The organism is Velazquezella soli, assembly GCF_977018685.1.
The window spans coordinates 915,424-937,769 of sequence record NZ_CDRNXF010000004.1 but is presented as its reverse complement, the minus strand read 5'-3'; the positions used below and the strand labels follow the sequence as shown (position 1 = coordinate 937,769).

Genomic DNA, 22,346 nt, shown 5'->3' with positions numbered 1-22,346 from the left:
TGCAACAAAAACCGAAATGGGACTGTGAGCGCCGGCTAGATATCCCGGGCAGGCAGGTGTGACGTCACGTCGGACGGAAGGTTGGAAACCTCTCTGGAGCGCGCAGCGACGGCGGTATCTGTCCGACCCCTGCTACCCGCGAGCTTCTCGCGGTGAACGAGGTAAACGATGCCAACGAAATAACCCACCTGGATAATAACCGCGCAGAGGAGCGTGTGTATAAATGCTGTGTAGACGGACCCGCTGATGAAAAAGGACGCGAGCGCGAAAACGACCAGGACGCAAAGGATACTTATAAATACGCGCGGCGCATACATGATCGCCCTCCCGAGCAGCTTATAGTTCTTGGCTTCTAGACGCAGGCTCCTCCCTGCACCGTCACGATAGGACCGGCAGTAGTCGGATGCAAGCAATACAGCATCTGCTATGCCGAGTATTAATGAAACTTTCGTAAGGTTTGCCGGTTCCCTGCCCCGCCTTGGCAGTTCCTTGCGATTAGCGTGAATGGATTCTTACCTTGGTACCACAGCGCCCAATCGCATTTCCGCCACAATTTGGACGTGAAGCTCGCCGTCTGGAACATTCCGCTGCTGGATGTCGCAGACTCGGGGTCACCGGCGTTCAACTTTTGTTACAAAGGTGACGAGGCCCGACGAAGCCATATTGCGCTGCATCATTGTATTGCGGTGCGAAATGCGTAGGCCTTTGGTCTTATACGCAAGCTACTTCCTGGCCCTGCTCAAAGAAGCAATCACAGGTTTAGCTCTGGACTGGCCCTGCGCAGAAGCCCCCCAATACGCTAATGGCACGGGTATTATTCTAACTCCGGGTATAGTTGCCAGAAAAGAACAGTAGACCTGGGGTCGCTATTCAATCGATTGTAAAAAAATCGGAGTGCTGATCGGATTTCTTCGCGCGTCGACCCGCATCGGGACAGCGCTCCCGGAAAAAATTGGCTGGCATCAAATTCCGAACACAGACTTATTATCAAATTGTCGACGAAAAGACCCGCCGAAAGGCATCACCGACTATCGCAAAACCTAAATGGAGTTACCCTCTATGAAGTCAGCGACACGTTCGGCTAGTTCGCCGTTTGTAGACTCCGACCAGGCCTTCGGTACCCTCCCGATCGGTGGCCTCGCTAAACGCAGCTTCGATATGACCGCAGCTGCATGCGCGCTGATCCTGTTCAGCCCGCTATTTCTGATGATCATGGCCCTGGTGAAACTCACCGATAAGGGCCCGGCCTTTTATGGCCATAGCCGTATTGGCCATAACGGACGCATTTTCAAATGCCTCAAGTTCCGGACCATGGCGACCGACGGCGACGAATTGCTGCGCAACTATCTGCGTGACAATCCGCATGCCGCGGAAGAATGGCGTCTGACGCGCAAGCTGAAAGACGACCCACGCGTGACGTCTGTAGGCAAAGTCCTGCGCAAGCTCTCTCTCGACGAGCTGCCGCAGTTGCTCAACATCGTGCGTGGCGAAATGAGCGTGGTTGGACCGCGTCCGGTCGTGGACGAGGAACTGAAAGTCTATGACGCGTTTGCCGTCTATTACCTTCGCACCCGTCCTGGCCTCACAGGCCTGTGGCAGATCAGCGGTCGCAACGATGTGTCCTACGAGACGCGCATCGCTTTCGACACGCAATACGTCCAGAACTGGTCGCTGGTTCGCGACATCGCCATCATTGCAAAGACCATCCCTGCGGTCTGCTTTGCCCGCGGCAGCTATTGATCTGAGTTTCTTTTGATAGCCTGAGAATCCTGGTCGGTCACCGGCCGCAAGAAAAACCAAGAACAAGTCACCAGACGAACTCAACAGTCGAAACAAGCGCAAGCCGACCTCCCACGGATTTGCGTTTGAATGCGATTGAAGGACCCGTAGATGTTGAAGAACGATCATTCGAAAAGCGGTTCGCCGGCGCTCCTTTTTGCAGCCGGCGCCCTGCTGCTGAGTTCAGTCGCGCCAGTCCTGGCGCAGGACAAAGCCCCGAAGACCACACAACAGACCTCCACTGAGGCCGAAACCGCAACACCTGGCAAGGCTGCGGCACCCAAGACCCCTGCAGCGGCTGCCGCAAGCGGTCCCGCCAGCGGCGGCTATAAGCTCGGCGTCATGGACAAGCTGCGCATCCGCGTGGCCGAATGGCAGCCGGCCGATGGCACGGTGCGCGACTGGGACGTGGTCGGCGGCGAATACACGGTCGGCCCGTCCGGGGCGCTGTCGCTTCCGTTTATCGGCGATCTCGACGCAGCCGGAAAGACGACCGCCGAAGTTGCCGGTCTGATCGGCCAGCAGCTGCGCGACAAGTTCGCACTTCGAAACCTGCCCTCTGCCTCGGTTGAAATCAGCCAGTACCGGCCGGTCTATCTCGCCGGCGACGTCACGACACCGGGAGAGTTTCCCTATTCCCCGAACCTGACCGTGCTGAAGGCGGTAAGCCTTGCCGGCGGCTTGCGCCGTTCAGATGCTGGTCAGCGCTTCGCCAAGGATTTCATCAACGCGCAGGGCGACGTTGCCGTCTACGACAACCAGCGCGGCCGCCTGATTGCACGTCGGGCACGGCTTGTGGCCGAGGTTTCCGGATCGCGCGATCTGCCGATCCCGGCGGAGCTGAAAGACGTGCCCAATGCCGCACAGTTGATTGCCAGCGAGACATCGCTGATGAAATCGCGCCGCGACCGCTATGAGCTGCAGCTGCAGGCCCTCAACGAGCTGCGCAGCCTTCTCGAAAGCGAAGTGAAGTCGCTCGCGCAAAAGACAGAGACGCAACAGCGCCAGCTCGATCTCGTGTCGGAAAACAGGGACAAGATGTCCCGGCTCACCGAACAGGGTCTGGCTACCAGCAGCCGCCTTCTGACCATCGAGGAGCGCACGGCCAGCATCCAGTCGACCCTGCTCGACATCGACACGTCGACCTTGAAGGCAAAGCAGGATATCAGCCAGGCGAACCAGGACGAGATCAACCTGCGCAACGACTGGGAAGCAGACCGGGCAAAGGAGCTTCAGGATACCGAAGCGGAACTTGAAAAGCTCGGCCTGCAGCTGACCACCAGCCGCCAACTGATCTCGGAGGCAGTTGCACAGTCCGCCGAGGCGCTGCGCTTCGACCCGAGCAAGACAGCCGCGACGATCAAATACACCGTCGTGCGCGACGAAGGCGACGGCCCCAAGGAAGTGGCCGTGGACGAGAATGCCCGTCTAATGCCGGGCGACGTGGTGAAGGTGACCTCCGAACTGCTGATGCAATAGGGGTAACCGGATGAAGATTGCCAAGTCGTCCCTGATCGACCCGGAGAAGAACGAGATCTACGGGATTGCCGCTGTCGCGCTGTCCTTTTTCGTCTTCGCCTATTCGAGCAGGTTCGGGCAGATCTCGATCCTTGCCTATTACGGCGTATGGTTCCTTCCGGTCGTAACCGACTACCGACGGGTGCTGGGCCGCTATTCCCGTTTCCTCTGGATCTTCTCGTTCGGCATCTTCTGCTTCATCTCCGCTTTCTGGTCGCCAGCCTTTGGCGTGTCGCTGCGCACGGCCATCCAGTATCTGACGCATATCGTCTGCGCATTGATTGCCATGCGGATGCTCAGCACCAAGACGCTGCTGCGCGGCGGCCTGATCGGAACCGGGATCGTGCTCGTCTATTCGATCCTGTTCGGCACCTATCTGATGGACGCGATGGACAATACGTTCAGCTTCGTCGGCGCATTTTCCTCCAAGAACCAGCTAGGTTTCTTCGCGTCGCTCGGCGTGATCTTCTCCTATGCGGCGGTGATGCTGTTTCGCATGCGCGGCATCTGGATGATCGGTGCCGGCGGCGGCGCGCTCCTGTCGGCCTATTGCCTCCTCGCCTCGCAGTCTGCGACCTCTGTCATCACCACGGCCGGTGTCGTGGCGCTCTGCATCGGCCTGCAGGGGTTCATGTTCTTTTCGCCGAAGCACCGACGCGGCTTCTTTGCGATTGCGCTCGTGTTCGGGCTTGCCGGCATCGTCGGTGCGCTGCAGTTTGGCGCGATGGATGCGATCCTCGGCGTGTTCGGCAAGGACTCGACCCTGACGGGCCGCACCTATCTGTGGCAGCAGGGCATTGCCGCCGCTGCACAGTCTCCCATCATCGGCATGGGCTACCAGGGATACTGGGTTCCAGGCGCCTCCGAGGCCGAACGCCTCTGGCAGGAATTCTTCATCACCGGCCGCAGCGGTTTCCATTTCCACAACACCTATATCGAAAGCATGGTGGAGACTGGCATCATCGGCACGGGCCTGCTTGTCTTCATCCTGATCGCCTGCCTCACCGGCCATCTGAAACGGCTGCTGACCATCTCGCGCACGCCGGAATCGCTGCTGTTTGTCGGCCTGTCGACCCTGCTTGTGATTCGGTCCTTCGTGGAGATCGACATCCTCAACCCATACCAGGTCGGGTCTTTCCTGTTCTACTTCATGGCCGGTCGTCTGACGCTGGCGGTGAGGCCGGTCAAGGCAAAGGCGGACCGCCCTCAATACGGTTTCATGCCGAATTCACCCACGGGGCCCGAGCGCGGGCAAAATGGCGAACCGGGCATTCCGGCAGGCTGACACGCCCAAACGGGCGTCGAAGGACGTGAAGACAATGCCTACTCTCTATTCGATCCAGTATCTGAGAGCCTTTGCGGCGCTGGCCGTGGTGCTGTTTCATGCCGGCGAGAAAAGCGGCCTGCACTTCACCATCGGTGCGGCGGGTGTCGACGTGTTCTTCGTCGTCAGCGGCTTTATCATGATGGCGATCAGCGACGCCCGCTCGGCAAGTCCCGGCACGTTCTTCAAAAACCGGCTGCTGCGCATCGTGCCGATCTACTGGGCGGCAACGCTTCTGATGATCGCCGGCGCCTTTGCGGGTGCGTTTCCAAACCTCGTGCTGAGCCTGCCGCATGTGCTGGGTTCGCTGCTGTTCCTGCCCGTTGCCTCGCCCAGCACCGGCGCACTCTGGCCTGTCCTCGTGCAGGGCTGGACGCTGAACTACGAGATCTTCTTCTACGCCGTGTTTGCGCTCACCCTGTTTGCGCGCCCATCGGCCCGGCTTCCGTTGCTGGCGCTGGTGTTCGGAACGCTTGTCGCAATCGGCCTCGTCATGCCGCCCGAAAATCCGTCGGTTGGCTTCTACACGGCCCCGGTCATTCTGGAATTCGTGGCAGGTGCAGCACTTGCGAAACTCTGGCAGCGCGGCGCGGTCCCGCCGGCCACGATCGGGCTGGCGCTGATCTGCCTGTCGATCGCCGGGTTCGCGGCGATCCAGATTTTCAAGCTTGAATTCGATGCGTGGTCCTGTGGACCGCTTGCGATCATGCTGGTGACCGGCGCGCTCAGCCTTGAAAAGAGCCGCTCGGTCCCAAAGATCCCTGCCCTCGCCTATCTCGGCGATGCGTCCTACTCAATCTACATCTGGCATACGTTTGCGGTCTCGGTCGCCGTCAAGATCCTGTCGTCTGCATCCCTGCCGCCTGTCGCGGAAACCACGATCGCCGTGGTCGCCGGCACGCTGGTCGGCGTCCTCGCCTATGAGGCGCTGGAGCGGCCGATGCAGGCACTGGTGAGGGGAAAGCGGACGGGCCTGTGGCGCCTTCCGGCGAAGCAGACAGAAAGACAGCCGGTCCCTTGACCGGCCGTCCCTTCTTCGTGGTGAGCCGCTAACTCAGGCGTATTGCGGCGGATCGTCGTTTTCATCCGGGTTCGGCACCGGATCTTCATCCGGCAACCTGTCGGGCTCCGGCTCACCGATCGGAGGGACCGGCGGAGCGGGTGTTGGCGGGATTGGGCCGGGTACGGGTTCAAATGGATCCTGGGCCATGGGCACTCCTCTCTCTGTTGACTAAAGGGAACATCGCAGCCTCAGGCGGCCATGCGTTCCTCGACCGAACGCCAGTTCACGAGCTTGTCGAGGACGGCGCGGATATGCTCCGGCTTTCGGTTCTCGTAATCGACGTAATAGGCATGTTCCCATATATCGATGCCGAGATAGGCGGGACGTCCGACAGCAATCGGGTTCTTGCCGTCCTCATAGCCGATCAGTGCCAGCTTGCCGGCGTCATCACGAGTGAGCCACACCCAGCCTGTGCCGAAGACCGTATCCGAGATATCGACGGCGCGCTTGATGAAGCCATCATAGTCGCCGAACGTCTCGTTGATCGTCGTTGCCAGCTCGCCCTGCGGTCGGTTCGGGCCACCGGGAACGAACTGATCCCAGTAGGCCACATGGTTCCAGGCCTGGGCGGCATTGTTGAAGATCTTCTTGTCCGCATCGGCATCGGACTTGGCTGATTCCACAACGATCGCCTCAAGATCCATGTCGGCATATTTGGTGCCGGTCGACAGCGTGTTCAGCTTGTCGAAATAGGCCTTGTGATGCTTGCCGTAATGCAGGCCCACGGTCTTTGCGGAAATGACGGGTGCCAGATCGCCCTCGCCGAATGGCAGCTTCGGCTGTGCAAACGGCGCGGCGGCGCGTGCAATATTGGGAATTGGAAACACCGCAGCGGCCGCTGTGAAAGCGGTTGCGGTGAGAACGGTTCGACGGTTGAGTTCCATGAATTGAGCTCCTTCCCTGTTACCTCTAGGAAAGAACAACCCCCGAGACGCGGATCGGTTTCCCGATCCCGCCTGACAATTGCGTGTTGCGGAGCACGGACGTCATGCGTCCGGCACGTTGTCCTTGAGCTCTTTGATCCAGATCCGGCCATTGCCATCCGACGGCGCCCGCCAGTCGCCGCGCGGCGAGAGCGAACCGCCCGACGTGACCTTCGGCCCGTTCGGCGAAGCCGAGCGTTTGAACTGGCTGATCGTGAAGAACCGGAACAGGAACGTCTCCATCCAGCGCTTGATGACGGGCAGATCGAACTGCCGCTTCTTCTCCTCCGGGAAATGCGACGGCCAGGCGCCAGCGCCGGCATCCTTCCAGGCCTGCAGCGCCATATAGGCGATCTTCGACGGCTTCAGGCCGAAACGGGTGAGATAGTAGAGCGTGAAATCATGCAGATCGTAGGGACCGATCTTGTCTTCCGTGCTCTGCATGGCCCCGTCGGCGCCCGCCGGCACCAGTTCCGGCGAAATCAGCGTATTGAGGATGCGCTGCAGCGTTGCATTGGTTTCGTCATCGAAGCTCTCGGCCTCGATGACCCAGCGGATGAGGTGCTGGATCAGCGTCTTCGGTACCGAAGCGTTGACGTTGTAATGGCTCATCTGGTCGCCGACGCCGTAGGTCGACCAGCCAAGCGCGATCTCCGACAGGTCGCCGGTGCCGAGCACAAGCGCGTTGCGCTGGTTGGCAGCGCGGAACAGGAAATCGGTGCGCAGGCCAGCCTGCACATTTTCAAACGTCACGTCATAGACCGGCTCGCCACCGCTGAACGGATGTTTGAGATCGTGCAGAAGCTGGGTGGCAAGCGGCTTGATGTCGACCTCTTCGGCCGTAATGCCCATGCCGCGCATCAGCGCCCAGGCATTCGACTTCGTGTCGTCGCCGGTGGCAAAACCCGGCATGGTAAAGCCGAGAATATCGGTGCGCGGCCAGCCGAGCTGGTCATAGGCCTTGGCTGCGACCAGCAGCGCATGGGTCGAATCAAGGCCGCCTGAAATGCCGATGCAGAGGCGCTTGATGCCGGTCGATTTCAACCGCTTCATCAGGCCCTGGACCTGGATGTTGAAGGTCTCGTAGCAATCCTGATCGAGCCGTTTCGGATCTGATGGCACGAACGGATAGCGCTGGATGGCCCGCTCCAGATCAAGCGTTTCTTGCGGCCGCTCGAAGTCGAACAGGACGCGCCGGAACGTCTTGCCTGCGGTCAGATGCAGCGTTGCGGCATCGTTGAACGTGCCGGTGCGCATTCTCTCGAGACGCAGCCGCTCGACATCGATATCGGCGACGCACATCTGCGGGCCGGCCGGAAAACGCTCGGTCTCGCCCAACAGATCGCCCAGTTCGTAGATGCAGGCCTGGCCGTCCCAGGCGAGATCGGTGGTGGATTCGCCGGGGCCTGCGGCCGAATAGAGATAGGCGGCAAAGTTGCGCGCCGACTGGGTAGCGCAAAGCAGCTTGCGCATCTCCGCCTTGCCGACGGTGATGTTGCTGGCCGACAGGTTGGTGAGGATCAGAGCACCGGCCATCGCGCCGAAATCGCTCGGCGGCGCTGGCAGCCAGACGTCTTCGCAGATCTCCACGTGGAAGATGAAATCGCGGATATTTTCAGCGGCAAACTGCAGATCGATCCCGAAGGGCACCGATTGTCCGGCAACCGAAATCATCATGTCGCGCACGCTCCGGCCGGATGCGAACCAGCGCTTCTCGTAGAATTCGCGGTAATTCGGGATATGGGTCTTCGGCACCACACCGAGAATGCGGCCTGCATGGATGACGACGGCGCAGTTGAACAGACGTCCTTCGTGACGCAGCGGTGCGCCGACAAGAAGCACGGGAAGCAGCGCCTTGCTTTCCTCGACGATCGTTGCAAGCGCGCTTTCGACCGCATCGAGAAGAACGTCCTGGCCGAGCAGGTCGTCGATCGAATAGCCGGAAATGCCAAGTTCCGGAAACACCATCAGCGCAACGCGGCGCGCGTGACCGTCGCGGGCAAGGTCGAGCGTTGCGCGCGCGTTGAATTCCGGGTCGCCGAGTTCGCAGACCGGCGTGCAGGCGGCGGCGCGAATGAAGCCGTGGCTATAGGGCGAATGGAAATTCATCTGGAACTCCGAAGGCATGGTCATTGGCCGCGATAGTGACGCCTCGCATTTGCGACTGCCCGAGACGCCTACCTAAATCATTGGCCTGTATAGCACCTCTGTAAACACGCGCCAGCATAGCGACATCAGAATCGGGTGACGTTGGAAATGGCGACGGCGATTGGCAAAATCGAATTTCCGTGACAGCTTGTCCGAACGTGTGACCGCACACGGTTTTTCCCGCATGCAATTTTTCAAGAAAGCCACATTCAAACGTCATATTTTGGAGCGTTGTCATGTCCGTACTGGATGATCTTCTTCGCCAGAAAGCTGAGATCGAGGCACGCATTCTCGATGCCCGGGCGCAGGAAATCGATCGCCTCAAGCTGGAATTTGCCTTCCTCGCGCTCAAGCTGCGGGAGCTGAACGGTCTGCCGAAGCCGCTTGTGGACCTGTTCACCGACAAGGGAGGAACGTTCAACTCATTCCGGGCGCTGAACGTCAAGAAGCCATAGCCGCCAGCGTCAGAGGACCCTGCGATGGACCTGGCGCAGCTTGCGAAAGACTTAGCTCTCACCGAGCGGACACGACTGAAGATACTGCGTTCGGGCTTCACCGTCAGCGGACACAAGCTCTGGACGGATGAGGAAGACCTGATCTGCCGGATCTTTCACCCCGATTACTTTGCCATAAGCCAGGTTCTGCATGCCCGGTCGAAAAAGGCCATACAGACACGCTGCCAGAGACTGGGTCTTGCACCACGCCGGCAGGCCTGGGGATGGTCGGCCCGGCAGAAATTGCGCAGGCTCTATCCCGCCGCAGACCGGAAAGAGATCTGCGACGCGTTTCCGGGCGTCAGCTGGGACCGGATCCAGGCGGCGGCCCGCTATTACGGTTTTCGCCGCAGCCGGAAGCCCTACAAGCTGACAGGCATTCCGGCGCTGGATCAGCTGCGAAGCCGCTGCTACGCGATCCGGTGGATCATGCGCGATATGGATGAAGAGGCCGGCACCGGCCAGTATTTCCAGACCCGCGGATACAAGAGCCGCTACCCGGATTTCAAAGCCATCGACAAGGGTGTCCGGGCGCTCGGCGGCCATCTGGAAGTCCGCTGGGACGACGCAAAAGGCGGGCATGTCCCGCCGGACATACCCGCCTTTCAAACCAGCCTTGGGAGGCTAACTCGATAGAGACGTTCAGGCTGCGGCCTGGGCGCTCGCATTGAGCGGGATCTCGACGTCGATCTCCAGGATAGTGCAGTGCTCGTCGCGATCCATCTTTACCGTTACGCGGTCGGCGTCCAGCTGGACGTGTTTGGCGATGACGGCCAGAATTTCCTCGCGCAGCACGGCGACCAGATCGGTGCCGACAACCATGCGTTCATGAGCAAGCAGTACCTGGAGACGCTCGCGGGCCGCGGGCGCCGATTTCGGCCTGTTGAAAAGGCGGAACATGTTCATGCGGCCTTCCTTCCGAAGATCTTGCCGAAGAGACCGCGCTTTTCGCCCGGGATGGTCATGGGCAGGACCTCGCCGGCGAGACGCCGCGCGGCATCGAAATAAGCCTGGGCCGGAGCGCTCTTGGCGTCGGCCAGCGTCACCGGTGCACCGATGTTGGAGGCACGCAGCACATCCATGCTTTCCGGAATGATGCCGATCAGCGGGATCGACAGGATTTCCAGAACGTCGTCCACCTTCAGCATGTCGCCACGCTCGGCACGGTTGACGTCGTAGCGGGTCAGCAAAAGATACTTTTCCATCCGCTCGCCGTTTTCGGCCTTGAGCGTCTTGGAATCGAGAAGACCGATGATGCGGTCGCTGTCGCGCACCGAAGAGACTTCCGGATTGGTGACCACGACGGCCATATCCGCATGGCGCATGGCAAGTGTCGCACCGCGCTCGATGCCGGCAGGGCTGTCACAGATGATCCAGTCGAAGTAGCGCTTCAGATCGGCCATCACGCGCTCGACACCTTCGGATGTCAGGGCATCCTTGTCGCGTGTCTGCGAGGCGGGCAGCAGGAACAGGTTGTCGAGGCGCTTGTCGCGGATCAGGGCCTGCGGAAGCTTCGCATCGCCCTGGATGACGTTGACGAGGTCGTAGACGACCCGGCGCTCGGCACCCATGACGAGATCGAGGTTACGCAACCCGACATCGAAATCGACGACGACGACCTTTTCGCCGCGGCTGGCGAGCGCCGCGCCGAGGGCCGCGGTCGAGGTCGTCTTGCCGACCCCTCCCTTGCCCGAAGTCACAACTATGACTTTCCCCATACCAATCTCTCCTGTGTCCTGCCGGCCCGTTATCATTTGCTTTTTTTCATTTCTTAACTGAGCGTTTCTGCCATGATGATGTCGCCGTCGAGCCAGAGCTGGACAGGCTGCCCGCGAAGGCTTGCGTCCATGTCCTCGGCCATCTTGTAGATGCCGTCGATCGCGACCAGTTCGGCCTCGAGCTTGCGGCAAAAGATCCGAGCCGTTGCATTCCCCAATGATCCAGCCATGACTCGGCCGCGTATTGCGCCGTAGACATGCACCGAACCGCCGGCAATCACTTCGGCACCGGAGGCAACCGAACCGATAACGGTCACGTCACCTTCCGCGAAGATGACCGACTGACCGGAGCGAACCGGCTCGTTGATCACCAGCGACTGGATGACCGGCCGGACCTCGGCAACCTTGATCGGCTCGTTGCGGAGCTGACTGTCGGTATCCGTTTCCGGCTGCTTGGCACCTTGCTTGGTAGCAACGCCAACTTGTCCGGAGCTTTCTTGAGTCGACTTATCCTCGGACTTTTCCGGGACTTCGAAATCGGATGCAGCCTTGCCGCCCCGCATCGCCGGCGGCATGCCGGGGCCAAGCATCGACGGGCGAGCGCCTTCGATACCCATGATCCGGACATTGCGTTCGGCCAGCTGTTCGAGCAGGTCCTTCAGCTCGATCTTGTCGATCGAGACCTCGGAAATATCGAGCACGACCGGCCGGTCGAGAAAGAAGCCGGCCGAGCGGGCTGCCAGATCGTCAAGGCGCGAGAGCCAGTTGTCGAGCGGCAGATCGGGGGACAAGACGACCGCCAAAAACGAGCGGCCCTTGATACGGATTGAGCGAGCGTCTGTTAGCACTTTGGTCATCTACGTAAACAAATCGTTGACGTTAGATGTAGCGCCGGGGTGGTTAACAAAAGGTTAACGCACCCCTTCAAAGCTTTAACGAAGACCCTTTCTACGGCAATTTCAGGCCGGCCGTTTCGGCAGCCTCGATCGCCTCGTCATAGCCGGCATCCGCATAGCGGATAATGCCGAGCGAGGTGTCGTTGGTGATCGAATGTTCAAGCCGTTCGGCGGCTTTTTCCGTCCCATCGGCAATGATCGTGACACCGGCAGATGTCATGTAACCCGCATAGCCGCCGCCGCCCGAATGGATAACGACAAGGTCCGCCATCGACGCGCACATCGTCATCGCGTTGATCAGCGGCCAGTCGGCGATCGCATCCGATCCGTCCTTCATGTTCTCGGTCATGATATTGGGATGCGCCATGGCGCCGGCATCGAGATGGTCGCGCGAAAACGCGATCGGCCCGGCAAGTTTGCCACTTGCGACCAGCGCGTTCACGGCCAACGCAAGCTTCGTGCGTTCGCCATGCCCGAGCCAGGCGATGCGCGCCGGCAAGCCTTCGAAGGGCACGTTTTCGCGCGCCAGCCGGATCCAGTTGGTGACGATGAAATTATCCGGGAAAAGCTCGAGCACGAGATCGTCGATGCGGGCGATATCGCTTTCTTCGCCCGACAGCGCCATCCAGCGGAACGGCCCGATCGCCCTGCAGAACAGTGGCCGCAGATAGGCTTCAGTAAAGATCGGAATGTCGAAGGCGTTGGCAACCCCGCCCTCGCGCGCTTGGGTGCGGATGAGGTTGCCGTTGTCGAACACTTCCGCACCCCGTTCCTGCAGGGTCAGCATGGCGCGGACATGATCGGCGATCGAGGCGCGGCTTGCGGCCATCAACTGGCCCTGGCCTTCCTTGCGTAGCCGGCGGACTTCGTCAAGGCTCATCCCCTTCGGGACATAGCCATAGACCAGATCGTGCGCCGAGGTCTGGTCGGAGACGATATCGGGCACGATGCCGCGCTTGACGATCTGCGGGTAGATGTCGGCGGCATTGCCGACGAGACCGATCGAGACAGCGCGTTTGTCACGAACTGCCGCATCGATCATCGCAAGCGCCGTATCGAGATCCGGCGCGACCTCATCGAGAAACCCGATCTCGCGGCGCTTGGCGACCCGTTCCGGATCGATATCAACCACCAGGATCGCAGCGCCCGCCATGCGACCGGCGAGCGGCTGCGCGCCGCCCATGCCGCCGAGACCTGCCGTCAGGATGAAGCGACCGGCAAGCGAGCCGCCGAAACGCTTCTCGGCGATCCGCATGAAGATTTCATAGGTGCCCTGAATGACACCCTGGCTGCCGATATACTGCCACGCCCCGGCCGTCAGCCCGCCCCAGCAGATCAGCCCCTTTTCCTGCAGCGCATAGAAATACTCGGCCTTCGCCCACTGCCCCACGATGTTGCAATTGGCCATGATGACGAGCGGCGCCTTGTCATGGGTCTTGAGCAACCCGACCGGCTTGCCGGACTGGATGATCAGCGTCTGGTTCTCGTCCATCGTCTTCAATGTGCGCACGATCGCCTCATGCGCCGCCCAATTGCGCGCCGCCTTGCCGAGCGCCGCATAGACGATCAGATTGTCCGGATCCTCGCCCACTGCCAGCACGTTTTCCAGAAGCCGCAACAACGCCTCCTGCCGCCAGCCCTTTGCGCGCAGCTCAGGCCCGCCGGGGATCGGGAATTTCGGATGGCGCGGGTTGGGCTTTGGCATCTTGAAGCGCTCGCTCAATGTCGTTGAAGGGCACGCAGTCGCTGTTCGCGGAACAATACCGGCCAGCGTGAAATCACGTCGTAGAATACTTCAGCCTTGACCCGTGTCTCGGTAAGTCGATCTGGCTGGTAGTTATCGTTCTTAAAGCCTACTACTCTGACGTGGCTACCAAGATCGAAGCGCAGGATATGGCTTCCGTCATCGAACTCCTCATCGTAACTTGGCCAGAGGCAACTCGCCGAAAGGAACTGGGTCTGACGATCCTTGAGGTCGTTTGCTGCAATTTTGTTCGAGATCTCTCGATAAAATATTTCAAGATATTCATCGGCTAGTTGGTCTGCAGTCATGTTTGAAAGACGCGAGTTCACTGTCACGCCCCTCGTACGCAACAACTCTGCAGCACCGTCAACAGCATTGGCCAACATCGTCGCATTGTCAGACCTTACCCCGTACTCCCGCCCGTTGACATGCACGATAAAAAAACCGAGGGCCAAAAAATGGTCGTCCGGATGTGCCTCGCTGATTTGAAATTCAATAGCAAACGTCTCGACATCGCCGACAATCATCTGCGGTAGCCCAGCGCATAATCCGCAATGCTGATCCCCAGCGCCGCCTCGCAGATCGGGTAGACCGACGCATCCTTGACGCTGGACGACAGCGGGATCAGCGCCTTCGGAACATGCAGCACGAACACGCGCATGCCGACTTGCAACTGGCCGACGCTCATCGGCTCGCCGTCGGGCGACAGCGTCGAGATGATATCCGGGAAGGTCGCGAGACGGTTTCCGCCAGCGTCATCCACCGCCATGTATTCATTCATCACATGCAGGGTGATCGCCCTATCACCGGATCCGAGCGTGATGGTGCCGACATCGAAGGCTTCCTTCGTATAGACCACCGATTTGGCGCTCACCTCGGCCTCGACCAGGATCGTGCCGCCGGTCGTCCTGACGATCGCGTCGATGACGGCGGATCCACCCTTGGCATCGGCCTCGATGATCGCCTCGCCAAGCGTCAAAGCAAGGCTGATGCCGCCGAGCGCCGCATTGTCGCGCACATAGGACGCCCGCAGCGGATTGCGGCATGAGGCGATGAAGCCGCCGGACATGTCAGAGGCGGTGCGCAGGATCGGCGAGACCTTGGCGGTGGCGCCGCGCACGACGAGTTCGATATAGCGGTTTTCCGCCCGGTTGCCGCCGACTGCGGTCTGGATCATCTGCTCGGGCGAATTCGCCATGCCGATCGAGCCCATATCGCCTGTCGGATGGGCGCGCACGTCACCGACCGCATCGAGCACCTTGGTGCCGAGGATGGCCGATGGCAGCCAGCCGTTAAGCGTCGAGGACTTGCCGTTCTGGCCGATCATCAGCGCCGCAACCTTTTCGCCCAGCGCATCCTGCAGCAGCTGCACGGCCTTCACATAGTCGATGCCCTGCATTTCCCAGGCCGTGGTCGACGCCGGGGCTCCGATCGCGGCAGCCGTCGCCACCCAGTCGTCGTCGGACAGCTCGTCGATGGAGACGAGTTCGGGCCGGCCGACCGAGACGGCCGCATAGCCGAGCATGCGCCCGTGATCCGACCAGCCGCCGCCGCCGGCCGCATAGACCGAGCCGCCGCGTACCGCCGCCTCGACATCCTTCTCCGTCAGTATGCGACCCATCCCGGGCTCCTATTGTTTGTCGAGTGCCAAGACCGCCTCGTAGAGAACGGCAGCACCCAGTGCGATGTCGTCGTTGTCGGACCATTCTTCCGCCGCGTGGCTGCGGCCATCCTTGCTGGCGATAAAGATCATCGCAGCCGGCGCCACCTTTGAGAGAAAGGCCGCATCGTGACCGGCGCCCGACACCATCGGTCGGCTGGTCGCGCCGATCCGCTGCGCACTTTCGGCAAGCACGCCAGTCACCATGTCCGACATCGGCGTCGGCGCCGCATGCGAGACCCGGCGCGGATCGGCGATGGTTACGCTACGCTCACTCGCGGTCTGTGCACAAAGCGCGGTGACGGAAGCGACGAATTCGTCCATCACGGCATTATCGACGGCACGCGCATCGATCAGCATGCGCACATGCGAGGGGATGACGTTGGCGGCGTTCGGCTCCATCGAGAACTCGCCGACCGTGCCAGCGAAATAGCTCTGACCCGACGCAAGCTCCCGGGCGATCTCCTCGATGCCGAGCACGATGATCGATGCGGCCCCTAGCGCATCGTAACGGGCATTCATCGGCGTGGTACCGGCATGATCGGCGCGGCCCTCGACAAGGATCTCGAACCGCGAGATGCCGGTGATGGCGCCGACGATGCCGATATCGACGTTTTCGCGCTCCAGCACCGTGCCCTGCTCGATATGCAGTTCGAGGAAGGCTTTGATATCGGTGCGCGTGAATACGGTGTCGGGATCTCCGCCGACCTGACGGATGCCGTCCGCCAGCGTTACGCCATCGGTGCTGCGCTCCAGCCATTCGGGCGGGCGAACGCCGGTCAGGCCGCGACTGCCGATGCAGGACACGCCGAAGATCGACACTTCCTCGGCCAGAAAATCGACGATTTCCAGATCATGTTCGAGCGCGATGCCGGCATCCTTGAGTGATCGCGCCACTTCGAGACCCGCGATGACGCCGGCGATGCCATCGAACCGGCCGCCGTTCGGCACCGTATCCGTATGCGAACCGAGCATGATCGTCCCCTTGCCGTCCACGGTTCCCCTGCGCCGCCCGGTCATGTTGCCGGCGGCATCGATGTGGGTTTCGAGCCCGGCCTCGCGAAAGATCTTTTCGACGTAGGCGCGGCCTTTGAGAAACATCGGCGTGAAGGCCCGGCGCGTCCAGGGCCTGTCCGGCTCGGTGATAGCAGCCAACGCCTCGATATCGGCTGCGATCCGGTCGGCGTTGACGGCGAGATTGGATGTCATGCAATCAAAAATCCTGAAGTGAAAGGTTGGCCGGGGGCCGCACGAACCGGCCGGTGCCGGGCTGCGCCAGCACCTTCGATCCGTCATAGGCGAGTGTGCCGCGAAGATAGGTTCCGGCCACCTTGTAGGGCAAGGTCATTCCGTCATAGGGCGACCATCCGACGACGTTGTTCCCGGTCTTCGACGCATCGAACACATGCTCTTCCGCCGTCAGCACAGCGATATCCGCATGCTTGCCGACCTCAAGCGCGCCCTTGACGTGATCGATGCGGAAATGCCGGGCGGGATTGAGCGCCATCAGCCTCGCGGCCCAGGTGAGCGACACACCGCGTTCCAGCGCACCCTTGATAAACAGCGGCACCATGGCTTCGAGACCCGGCAGGCCGGAGGCGTTGGCGAGCATGTCCGGATTGGTCTTGCGGTCGAGCGACCAGCTGACGTGGTCGGTCGAAAGAAGCGTGACATTGCCGGCCGCCAGATGTCGCCAGAGCTTTTCCACCTCCGCCCGCGGCCGGATCGGCGGATTGCATTTCGACTTGCCGCCGAGCCGTCTCGCATCGGTTTCCTGGTCGAGCGTCAGGTAATGGATCAGGCACTCGACCGTGGCGCGATGCCCCTGCGCGCGGTAACCGGCGGCGATCTCGTAACCGCGACCGAGCGAGCAGTGCACCACATGGGCCGGACAGCCGGTGGCCGCACCGATCTCGTAGATCTCGGTCATCGCCAGAAGCTCGGTCATTGGCGGACGCGACATTTCGTGGGCACGGTAATCGGTAATGCCGGAGGCCTTCACCTCAGCCATCGCCCAGCGGACATATTCGTCGTTCTCGTTGTGGACGCCGGCCGTCAGGCCGGTTGGCGCGATCGCAGCAAAGCACTCGGCCATCAGCGGCGCAAAGATGCGCGGAAAGCGCTTCGGGTCTGTCCCGAACGTCGAGAACTTGAAGGCCGCGACACCGGCTTCCACCTGTTCGCGGATGCGCACCGCGCCCTCCTGCGGATCGACCGTGCCATAGAGCGCGAAATCGACCCTGGCCTGCGTCTCCGCATGGGCCGCCTTGCGGCGCACCGCATCGGCCGAGCAGACGAGATTGCCCTCGTCATAGGGCATATCAACGATGGTGGTGACGCCACCGGCAGCAGCCGAGCGGGTCGACCAGATGAAATCCTCCTGGTTTTTCTGGGAAAGCGAATGCACCTGCGCATCGACCGCACCCGGAAGGATCAGCGATGCGCCGAGATCGTGGCTTTCGCGCGCGGACGGCGTCCGGCCCTGACCAACAGCGGCAATGAGACCGTCGCGGACTGCCACATAACCTTGGGGAACGATGCGGTCGGCAAGGACCAGCGTGCCTTTCAGAACAAGATCGAAATCCGACATCGGCCTGTCTCCTTGAAGCCTTGAAGCCTTGAGCCCTTGAGCCTTGAGGCGCGCGTTCGATCGGAACCGCTTGGGAGGGCAGACTAGGAGAATTTGATGGGCAGAGGGATATCCCATATCGTGAACGCACGATATCATTGCTGTCATCCTCTTATATGCTCACCCGGAAGCCGTCATGGACCTTGCCTCGCTGCTGATCGCTCATCATGTGCTGGCCTTGGGTGGCATCCGCGAAACGGCGAAGGTGTTGGATCGGCCCGTCTCCAGCGTCTCCGCCGCGCTGGCGCGGCTGCAGTTTCATATTGCGACGCCGCTGACGACGACATCAGGCAACCGCATCCAGCCCACGCTTGAAGGCGTGCGGATCGGTCGAGATCTGCAGCGGGCAGCAATGCTGGTCGGCGAGCTCTCGGGTCTCGGCCACAAGGACGGCACGCCCGAAGACGGAGCCCGGCTTTCCGTACCGCTTCTGGCGCTGCAGCGTTTCCTCGTGGTCGGGCGCAGCGGCAGCATACGGCGGGCGGCGCAGGAGATCGGCATCGGCCAGCCACAGCTGACGCGGCAGATCCGCAGTCTTGAGCGTGATCTGGGCCTTCCCCTTCTCGACCGGGCAGCCGCCGGCGCTGTTCCCAATGCGAGCGGGCAACGGGTGATCGCTCTGGGAGAAGAGCTCGAAGCGATCTGGCTGAAGATTTCAGACCATGCGGGTGACCGGTTCCGGCGTGCCGCATCGACGACCCGCATCGGTTCCGTGACGCCGCTTGGACGCGAAAGCCTGATTGCCCGGATCCTCGCAAAACTTGCCGCCGACTGGCCGAAGCACATGCCGCGCCGGCCGCTCTATATTTCCAGCACCAATGCCGAGGAGCTGCTGTCCGGTATCACCGACCGGACGTATGATCTCGTGCTGGTCGACACGCTCGACATGCCGCCCGGCGTCGAACACCGGGTGATTTCACGCAGCGGACTTGCCATGGTGGGAGCCGCTGATGTGATCGCTGACCATCGCGGCGATCTGCGGCAACTGCTCCTGCGTCATCCGATAGCGCTGCCGAGCCTCAAGAGCGGGTTGCGGCAGAAATTCGGGTTGCTGACCGAGGACATCCTGACCCCGGACGAACGGGCGGGACTGTCCTTCGTCGAAATCGATTCCATTCCCGTCATCGCCAACCTCGTCAGCGATCACGGCTATATCGCGCTTCTGCCGCTCTGGGCCATTCCACAGCCGGACGAGCGGATGGCGGCGATCGCGCTTCCCGAGGCCTACGACATGCATCTGTCGCTTGCCTGGAAAAAGGGAGCGGCCGCCGAGACGATTGCCCGCACGGCCGAGCACATTCTGGGCTCGATGACTTTTCCGGTTACAGGACGAAATCCACCAGCAGCTTGATGTTGAGGGCGCCGATGACGATGGCGATCAGCCAGGCAAAGGCGCGCAGCCAGAGAGGTGCGACGAAGACGCCCATTTTGCGCTTGTCGGACGTGAACATCACCAGCGGGAAGACCGCGAAGGACAGTTGCAGGCTGAGCACGACCTGCGTCAGGATCAGAAGCTCCGCCGTGCCGCCATCGCCGTAGAAGATGGTGACCGCTGCCGCCGGAATGATGGCGATGCCGCGGGTGATCAGCCGCCGTACCCAGGCTGCCAGCCGGATATGCAGGAACCCTTCCATGACGATCTGCCCGGCCAAGGTCGCTGTCACCGTGGAATTCAGGCCGCAGCACAGGAGCGCGATACCGAACAGCGTCGGCGCGATGGCGTAACCGAGAACCGGTGAGAGAAGATTATGCGCATCGCCGAGTTCCGCCACCGCCGTATGGCCGTTGGCATGGAAGGCGGCGGCGGCCAGAATGAGGATCGATGCGTTGATCAGAAGCGCGAACATCAAGGCGACGGTGCTGTCGATCGTCGCGAACTTGATCGCCTCCCGCTTCTCCTCGACGCTGTCCCCGTAATTACGGGTCTGGACGATGCCGGAATGCAGATAAAGGTTATGCGGCATGACGGTGGCGCCGAGAATACCGAGCGCCAGATAGAGCATGTTGGGATTGGTGACGATCTCGGTGGTCGGCGCAAAGCCGCGAATGACCTCGCCCCAGTTCGGATCGGCCATGGCGATCTGGATGGCGAAACAGGCGGTAATGACGCCCAGCAAGCCGATGACGAAGGCTTCCAGGAACCGGAATCCGAGCTTCTGCAGGTAGAGAATGAGGAAGACATCGAGCGCGGTGATGAGAACACCGATTTCCAGCGGAATGCCGAAGATCAGGTTGAGACCGATCGCGGTGCCGATCACCTCGGCGATATCGGTGGCGATGATGGCGATTTCGGCAAACAGCCAGAGCATGTAGGCGACGGGACGCGGGAATGCGTCGCGACAGGCCTGGGCGAGATCGCGGCCGGAAGCGACCGCCAGCCGGGCGCAGAGCGATTGCAGCACGATCGCCATGATGTTCGACAAGAGTGCGACCGACAGGAGCAGGTAACCGAACTGCGAACCGCCGGCGAGCGACGTCGCCCAGTTGCCCGGATCCATGTAGCCGACGGCGACGAGATAACCCGGACCGAAGAACGCGAACGCCCGCCGGAGCTTCGATCCCTGTCCGCGCACCGGGATCGAGCGATGAACATCCATCAGCGAGGCATCACCGCCGCTTTTGAGCCAGCCGCTGGAATTCATTCGGGATCGGATATCCATCGTCGATCGTGCTCTCGTTGTTGCAATTGCAATTCATTCGCACATAAAGATCGTAGTTGCAAATTATTCGCAATAAGAAATCCGGAAACAGGGAAACTGTTCCGCGCAGCTTCACATTTTGCGAAACAGCAGTATTTCGGCCATGCTGGGGAGATCTGGTTGCTTCGCGAAACGTGGAGCAGAACCAGTTGATCGGAGAATGACATGGCGCAGGATAACGGCATCCGCGAGAACGAGGTTCAGGTCACGCCGCCGGAGGCGAACGATGCGGGGCTGATCTTCATCGGACGCATTTCGACCCCCTGGACCGCACGCAGCGAAACGCCGCGTCAGGGCAGCCATACCGGACCGATCTGCCGGATCGAGATATTCGAGCCATGGGTTGCGGCCCTGAAGGGCGTCGAGAATTTCGAGCGGCTGGAAATCCTCTACTGGCTCCATCAGGCGCGCCGCGATCTGGTTCTGCAGAGCCCCGCCAGCAGCGGCAAGGTGCACGGCACCTTCTCTCTGCGCTCTCCTGTCCGGCCGAACCCGATCGGGACGTCGATCGTGGTGCTCGAAGGTGTCGAGGGGAATGTGCTTCTGGTGCGCGGCATGGATTGCCTCGATGGCACGCCGCTTCTTGATCTCAAGCCCGACCGGAGCCTGTTCAAGCCGATCGTGTCGCCGCAGCCAGGCGAAGCCGAGCCTGACAGTAATGCACCGACGGCGCATTACTGTCAGAAGGCGTGAGAAATCAGCCCTTCAGCGCCGGGCTGAAACGGATCAGGCTGAGGATTTCGAACAGCATCTGAGCGCCCGCATGCGCCGTGTTGGTGGTCGTATCGTATTGCGGCGCCACTTCGACGACGTCGCCGCCGACGAAATTCAGACCCTTTAGCCCGTGCAGGATATCGAGCGCCTGACGGCTGGTGAGCCCGCCGATTTCAGGCGTGCCGGTGCCGGGCGCATAGGCCGGATCGAGGCTGTCGATATCGAAGGACAGATAGGTCGGGCCATCGCCGACAATCTCGCGCGCCTTGGCGATGACGGCGTCGATGCCCATCTTGCCGATCTCTTCGGCATGAATGACGGTCATCCCGCTTTCGAAGGAGAACTCCCAGAGATACTCCGCCGCGCCGCGAATGCCGATCTGGATGACCCGTGTCGGATCAAGCACGCCGTCGAGAACCGCGTTGCGGAACGGGCCGCCATGGTGGAACTTGGTGAGATCGTAGGCGCCGCCCGTATCGCAATGGGCGTCGATATGGATCATCCCGACCGGTCGGTCGCGGCCGACCGCCTTGAGGATCGGATGCGTGATCGAATGATCCCCGCCGACCGACAACGGGATGACGCCCGCATCGATCACCTTGTTGAAATGCGCCTCGATATCGTCATGGCTCATTTCCAGCCGGTACCGGCTGCGAAACGGCACGTCGCCGATATCGGCCACCTTCATCTCGAAGGTCGGCGCGGTCTTCAGCACGTGATTATAGGGACCGACGCGCTCGATCGTGCGCAGTGCCCGCGGCCCAAAGCGGGAGCCCGGACGGTTGGTGACGCCGAGATCCATCGGCACGCCGATCAGCGCTACCTGAAGATCGCCGAAATCCGGATTGTCCGCATCGATGTGGACGAGCGGCGCATCGAGAAGCGTCGGAACGCCCGCATAGGGGGCCGAGCGCGTGCCGCTTGCGGAAAAGATCCGGTCGGCGACGGCGCGAAATTCCGGATCATGGATGCTGCCGCCGTGGCCTTCGCCGTATTTTGCTCGAAGCTCTTCCAGCTTTTTCGTGTCGAACGTCATG

Annotated in this window: 22 protein-coding genes; 8 read left to right on the top strand and 14 right to left on the bottom strand. The window is 61.2% G+C overall.

Translation table 11 applies throughout. The annotated features are described in order from the left end of the window. Positions 1 to 35: 35 nt before the first annotated feature. Complete coding sequence (locus AC0JZ8_RS08085) at positions 36 to 317, bottom strand: exopolysaccharide production repressor protein (RefSeq protein WP_082472025.1); 282 nt, start codon at positions 315 to 317, stop codon at positions 36 to 38. 742 nt (positions 318 to 1,059) lie between these two features. Here AC0JZ8_RS08085 and AC0JZ8_RS08080 point away from each other — a divergent pair. The 4 genes from AC0JZ8_RS08080 to AC0JZ8_RS08065 all read left to right on the top strand — a co-directional run bounded on the left by AC0JZ8_RS08080 (position 1,060) and on the right by AC0JZ8_RS08065 (position 5,642). Next, complete coding sequence (locus tag AC0JZ8_RS08080) at positions 1,060 to 1,740, top strand: sugar transferase (protein ID WP_062461596.1); 681 nt, start codon at positions 1,060 to 1,062, stop codon at positions 1,738 to 1,740. Positions 1,741 to 1,890: 150 nt separating this feature from the next. Then, on the top strand, positions 1,891 to 3,258 hold the full coding sequence (locus AC0JZ8_RS08075; protein ID WP_092659470.1) for a polysaccharide biosynthesis/export family protein: 1,368 nt from the start codon (positions 1,891 to 1,893) through the stop codon (positions 3,256 to 3,258). A 10-nt stretch (positions 3,259 to 3,268) separates the two neighbouring features. Continuing rightward, positions 3,269 to 4,582 (top strand): O-antigen ligase family protein, encoded by a 1,314-nt coding sequence (locus tag AC0JZ8_RS08070; RefSeq protein WP_082476449.1) that lies wholly within the window; start codon positions 3,269 to 3,271, stop codon positions 4,580 to 4,582. 34 nt (positions 4,583 to 4,616) lie between these two features. Next, positions 4,617 to 5,642, top strand: a complete 1,026-nt coding sequence (locus tag AC0JZ8_RS08065; RefSeq protein WP_471892227.1) for an acyltransferase family protein — start codon at positions 4,617 to 4,619, stop codon at positions 5,640 to 5,642. A gap of 33 nt (positions 5,643 to 5,675) precedes the next feature. Here AC0JZ8_RS08065 and AC0JZ8_RS08060 read toward each other — a convergent pair whose 3' ends face one another. The 3 genes from AC0JZ8_RS08060 to AC0JZ8_RS08050 form a co-directional block, all read right to left on the bottom strand. Next, positions 5,676 to 5,831 (bottom strand): hypothetical protein, encoded by a 156-nt coding sequence (locus tag AC0JZ8_RS08060; protein WP_092659468.1) that lies wholly within the window; start codon positions 5,829 to 5,831, stop codon positions 5,676 to 5,678. Between the two features lie 41 nt (positions 5,832 to 5,872). Beyond that, entirely contained in the window at positions 5,873 to 6,568 is a 696-nt protein-coding gene (locus AC0JZ8_RS08055) for a superoxide dismutase (protein ID WP_062461599.1), read from the bottom strand. A gap of 102 nt (positions 6,569 to 6,670) precedes the next feature. Beyond that, the gene (locus AC0JZ8_RS08050; RefSeq protein ID WP_471892226.1) at positions 6,671 to 8,716 is read right to left on the bottom strand and encodes an NAD(+) synthase; all 2,046 of its coding nucleotides are present in this window, start codon (positions 8,714 to 8,716) and stop codon (positions 6,671 to 6,673) included. Positions 8,717 to 8,991: 275 nt separating this feature from the next. Between AC0JZ8_RS08050 and AC0JZ8_RS08045 the strand changes: the two genes are divergently transcribed. After that, complete coding sequence (locus AC0JZ8_RS08045; protein WP_062461605.1) at positions 8,992 to 9,210, top strand: hypothetical protein; 219 nt, start codon at positions 8,992 to 8,994, stop codon at positions 9,208 to 9,210. Positions 9,211 to 9,234: 24 nt separating this feature from the next. After that, on the top strand, positions 9,235 to 9,885 hold the full coding sequence (locus AC0JZ8_RS08040) for a hypothetical protein (RefSeq protein WP_174197076.1): 651 nt from the start codon (positions 9,235 to 9,237) through the stop codon (positions 9,883 to 9,885). A gap of 6 nt (positions 9,886 to 9,891) precedes the next feature. Here the strand turns inward: AC0JZ8_RS08040 and minE are convergent, their stop codons facing one another. From minE to AC0JZ8_RS08000, 8 genes are all read right to left on the bottom strand, one after another. Next, entirely contained in the window at positions 9,892 to 10,155 is a 264-nt protein-coding gene (gene minE / locus AC0JZ8_RS08035) for a cell division topological specificity factor MinE (protein WP_062461607.1), read from the bottom strand. Continuing rightward, a complete protein-coding gene (gene minD / locus AC0JZ8_RS08030) occupies positions 10,152 to 10,967 on the bottom strand; it encodes a septum site-determining protein MinD (RefSeq protein ID WP_062461610.1) in 816 nt (271 codons plus the stop codon). Before minD ends, minE begins: the two co-directional genes overlap by 4 nt. Before the next feature lie 53 nt (positions 10,968 to 11,020). Further along, complete coding sequence (gene minC, locus AC0JZ8_RS08025) at positions 11,021 to 11,824, bottom strand: septum site-determining protein MinC (RefSeq protein WP_471892225.1); 804 nt, start codon at positions 11,822 to 11,824, stop codon at positions 11,021 to 11,023. A 91-nt stretch (positions 11,825 to 11,915) separates the two neighbouring features. Then, positions 11,916 to 13,568: a urocanate hydratase gene (locus tag AC0JZ8_RS08020; RefSeq protein ID WP_471892224.1), complete on the bottom strand. Its 1,653-nt coding sequence runs from the start codon at positions 13,566 to 13,568 to the stop codon at positions 11,916 to 11,918. 14 nt (positions 13,569 to 13,582) lie between these two features. Further along, on the bottom strand, positions 13,583 to 14,134 hold the full coding sequence (locus tag AC0JZ8_RS08015; RefSeq protein WP_471892223.1) for an Imm42 family immunity protein: 552 nt from the start codon (positions 14,132 to 14,134) through the stop codon (positions 13,583 to 13,585). After that, positions 14,131 to 15,228 (bottom strand): DUF917 domain-containing protein, encoded by a 1,098-nt coding sequence (locus AC0JZ8_RS08010; protein WP_471892222.1) that lies wholly within the window; start codon positions 15,226 to 15,228, stop codon positions 14,131 to 14,133. Before AC0JZ8_RS08010 ends, AC0JZ8_RS08015 begins: the two co-directional genes overlap by 4 nt. Before the next feature lie 9 nt (positions 15,229 to 15,237). Beyond that, positions 15,238 to 16,476 carry a Zn-dependent hydrolase gene (locus AC0JZ8_RS08005; protein ID WP_471892221.1) on the bottom strand — a complete coding sequence of 413 codons (1,239 nt, stop codon included), beginning with the start codon at positions 16,474 to 16,476 and terminating at the stop codon, positions 15,238 to 15,240. A gap of 4 nt (positions 16,477 to 16,480) precedes the next feature. Beyond that, a complete protein-coding gene (locus tag AC0JZ8_RS08000; protein ID WP_471892220.1) occupies positions 16,481 to 17,857 on the bottom strand; it encodes a dihydroorotase in 1,377 nt (458 codons plus the stop codon). Positions 17,858 to 18,032: 175 nt separating this feature from the next. Between AC0JZ8_RS08000 and AC0JZ8_RS07995 the strand changes: the two genes are divergently transcribed. Then, positions 18,033 to 19,247, top strand: a complete 1,215-nt coding sequence (locus tag AC0JZ8_RS07995; RefSeq protein WP_471892219.1) for a LysR family transcriptional regulator — start codon at positions 18,033 to 18,035, stop codon at positions 19,245 to 19,247. On the opposite strand, the gene AC0JZ8_RS07990 is transcribed toward AC0JZ8_RS07995, so the two are convergent. Further along, positions 19,219 to 20,538, bottom strand: coding sequence for an Nramp family divalent metal transporter (locus AC0JZ8_RS07990; protein WP_062461632.1), 1,320 nt, complete (start codon positions 20,536 to 20,538; stop codon positions 19,219 to 19,221). The genes AC0JZ8_RS07995 and AC0JZ8_RS07990 overlap by 29 nt on opposite strands. 222 nt (positions 20,539 to 20,760) lie before the next feature. On the opposite strand from AC0JZ8_RS07990, the gene tsaA reads away from it, so the two are divergent. After that, entirely contained in the window at positions 20,761 to 21,288 is a 528-nt protein-coding gene (gene tsaA / locus AC0JZ8_RS07985; RefSeq protein WP_471892218.1) for a tRNA (N6-threonylcarbamoyladenosine(37)-N6)-methyltransferase TrmO, read from the top strand. 4 nt (positions 21,289 to 21,292) lie between these two features. Here tsaA and speB read toward each other — a convergent pair whose 3' ends face one another. Beyond that, positions 21,293 to 22,345, bottom strand: a complete 1,053-nt coding sequence (speB, locus tag AC0JZ8_RS07980; RefSeq protein ID WP_092659450.1) for an agmatinase — start codon at positions 22,343 to 22,345, stop codon at positions 21,293 to 21,295. Position 22,346 lies beyond the last annotated feature (1 nt).

Bases quoted from the DNA above. Each gene is read 5' to 3' on its own strand.
- AC0JZ8_RS08085 (WP_082472025.1), bottom strand. From the start codon at position 317: ATGTATGCGCCGCGCGTATTTATAAGTATCCTTTGCGTCCTGGTCGTT.
- AC0JZ8_RS08080 (WP_062461596.1), top strand. From the start codon at position 1,060: ATGAAGTCAGCGACACGTTCGGCTAGTTCGCCGTTTGTAGACTCCGAC.
- AC0JZ8_RS08075 (WP_092659470.1), top strand. From the start codon at position 1,891: ATGTTGAAGAACGATCATTCGAAAAGCGGTTCGCCGGCGCTCCTTTTT.
- AC0JZ8_RS08070 (WP_082476449.1), top strand. From the start codon at position 3,269: ATGAAGATTGCCAAGTCGTCCCTGATCGACCCGGAGAAGAACGAGATC.
- AC0JZ8_RS08065 (WP_471892227.1), top strand. From the start codon at position 4,617: ATGCCTACTCTCTATTCGATCCAGTATCTGAGAGCCTTTGCGGCGCTG.
- AC0JZ8_RS08060 (WP_092659468.1), bottom strand. From the start codon at position 5,831: ATGGCCCAGGATCCATTTGAACCCGTACCCGGCCCAATCCCGCCAACA.
- AC0JZ8_RS08055 (WP_062461599.1), bottom strand. From the start codon at position 6,568: ATGGAACTCAACCGTCGAACCGTTCTCACCGCAACCGCTTTCACAGCG.
- AC0JZ8_RS08050 (WP_471892226.1), bottom strand. From the start codon at position 8,716: ATGAATTTCCATTCGCCCTATAGCCACGGCTTCATTCGCGCCGCCGCC.
- AC0JZ8_RS08045 (WP_062461605.1), top strand. From the start codon at position 8,992: ATGTCCGTACTGGATGATCTTCTTCGCCAGAAAGCTGAGATCGAGGCA.
- AC0JZ8_RS08040 (WP_174197076.1), top strand. From the start codon at position 9,235: ATGGACCTGGCGCAGCTTGCGAAAGACTTAGCTCTCACCGAGCGGACA.
- minE (WP_062461607.1), bottom strand. From the start codon at position 10,155: ATGAACATGTTCCGCCTTTTCAACAGGCCGAAATCGGCGCCCGCGGCC.
- minD (WP_062461610.1), bottom strand. From the start codon at position 10,967: ATGGGGAAAGTCATAGTTGTGACTTCGGGCAAGGGAGGGGTCGGCAAG.
- minC (WP_471892225.1), bottom strand. From the start codon at position 11,824: ATGACCAAAGTGCTAACAGACGCTCGCTCAATCCGTATCAAGGGCCGC.
- AC0JZ8_RS08020 (WP_471892224.1), bottom strand. From the start codon at position 13,568: ATGCCAAAGCCCAACCCGCGCCATCCGAAATTCCCGATCCCCGGCGGG.
- AC0JZ8_RS08015 (WP_471892223.1), bottom strand. From the start codon at position 14,134: ATGATTGTCGGCGATGTCGAGACGTTTGCTATTGAATTTCAAATCAGC.
- AC0JZ8_RS08010 (WP_471892222.1), bottom strand. From the start codon at position 15,228: ATGGGTCGCATACTGACGGAGAAGGATGTCGAGGCGGCGGTACGCGGC.
- AC0JZ8_RS08005 (WP_471892221.1), bottom strand. From the start codon at position 16,476: ATGACATCCAATCTCGCCGTCAACGCCGACCGGATCGCAGCCGATATC.
- AC0JZ8_RS08000 (WP_471892220.1), bottom strand. From the start codon at position 17,857: ATGTCGGATTTCGATCTTGTTCTGAAAGGCACGCTGGTCCTTGCCGAC.
- AC0JZ8_RS07995 (WP_471892219.1), top strand. From the start codon at position 18,033: ATGGACCTTGCCTCGCTGCTGATCGCTCATCATGTGCTGGCCTTGGGT.
- AC0JZ8_RS07990 (WP_062461632.1), bottom strand. From the start codon at position 20,538: ATGAATTCCAGCGGCTGGCTCAAAAGCGGCGGTGATGCCTCGCTGATG.
- tsaA (WP_471892218.1), top strand. From the start codon at position 20,761: ATGGCGCAGGATAACGGCATCCGCGAGAACGAGGTTCAGGTCACGCCG.
- speB (WP_092659450.1), bottom strand. From the start codon at position 22,345: ATGACGTTCGACACGAAAAAGCTGGAAGAGCTTCGAGCAAAATACGGC.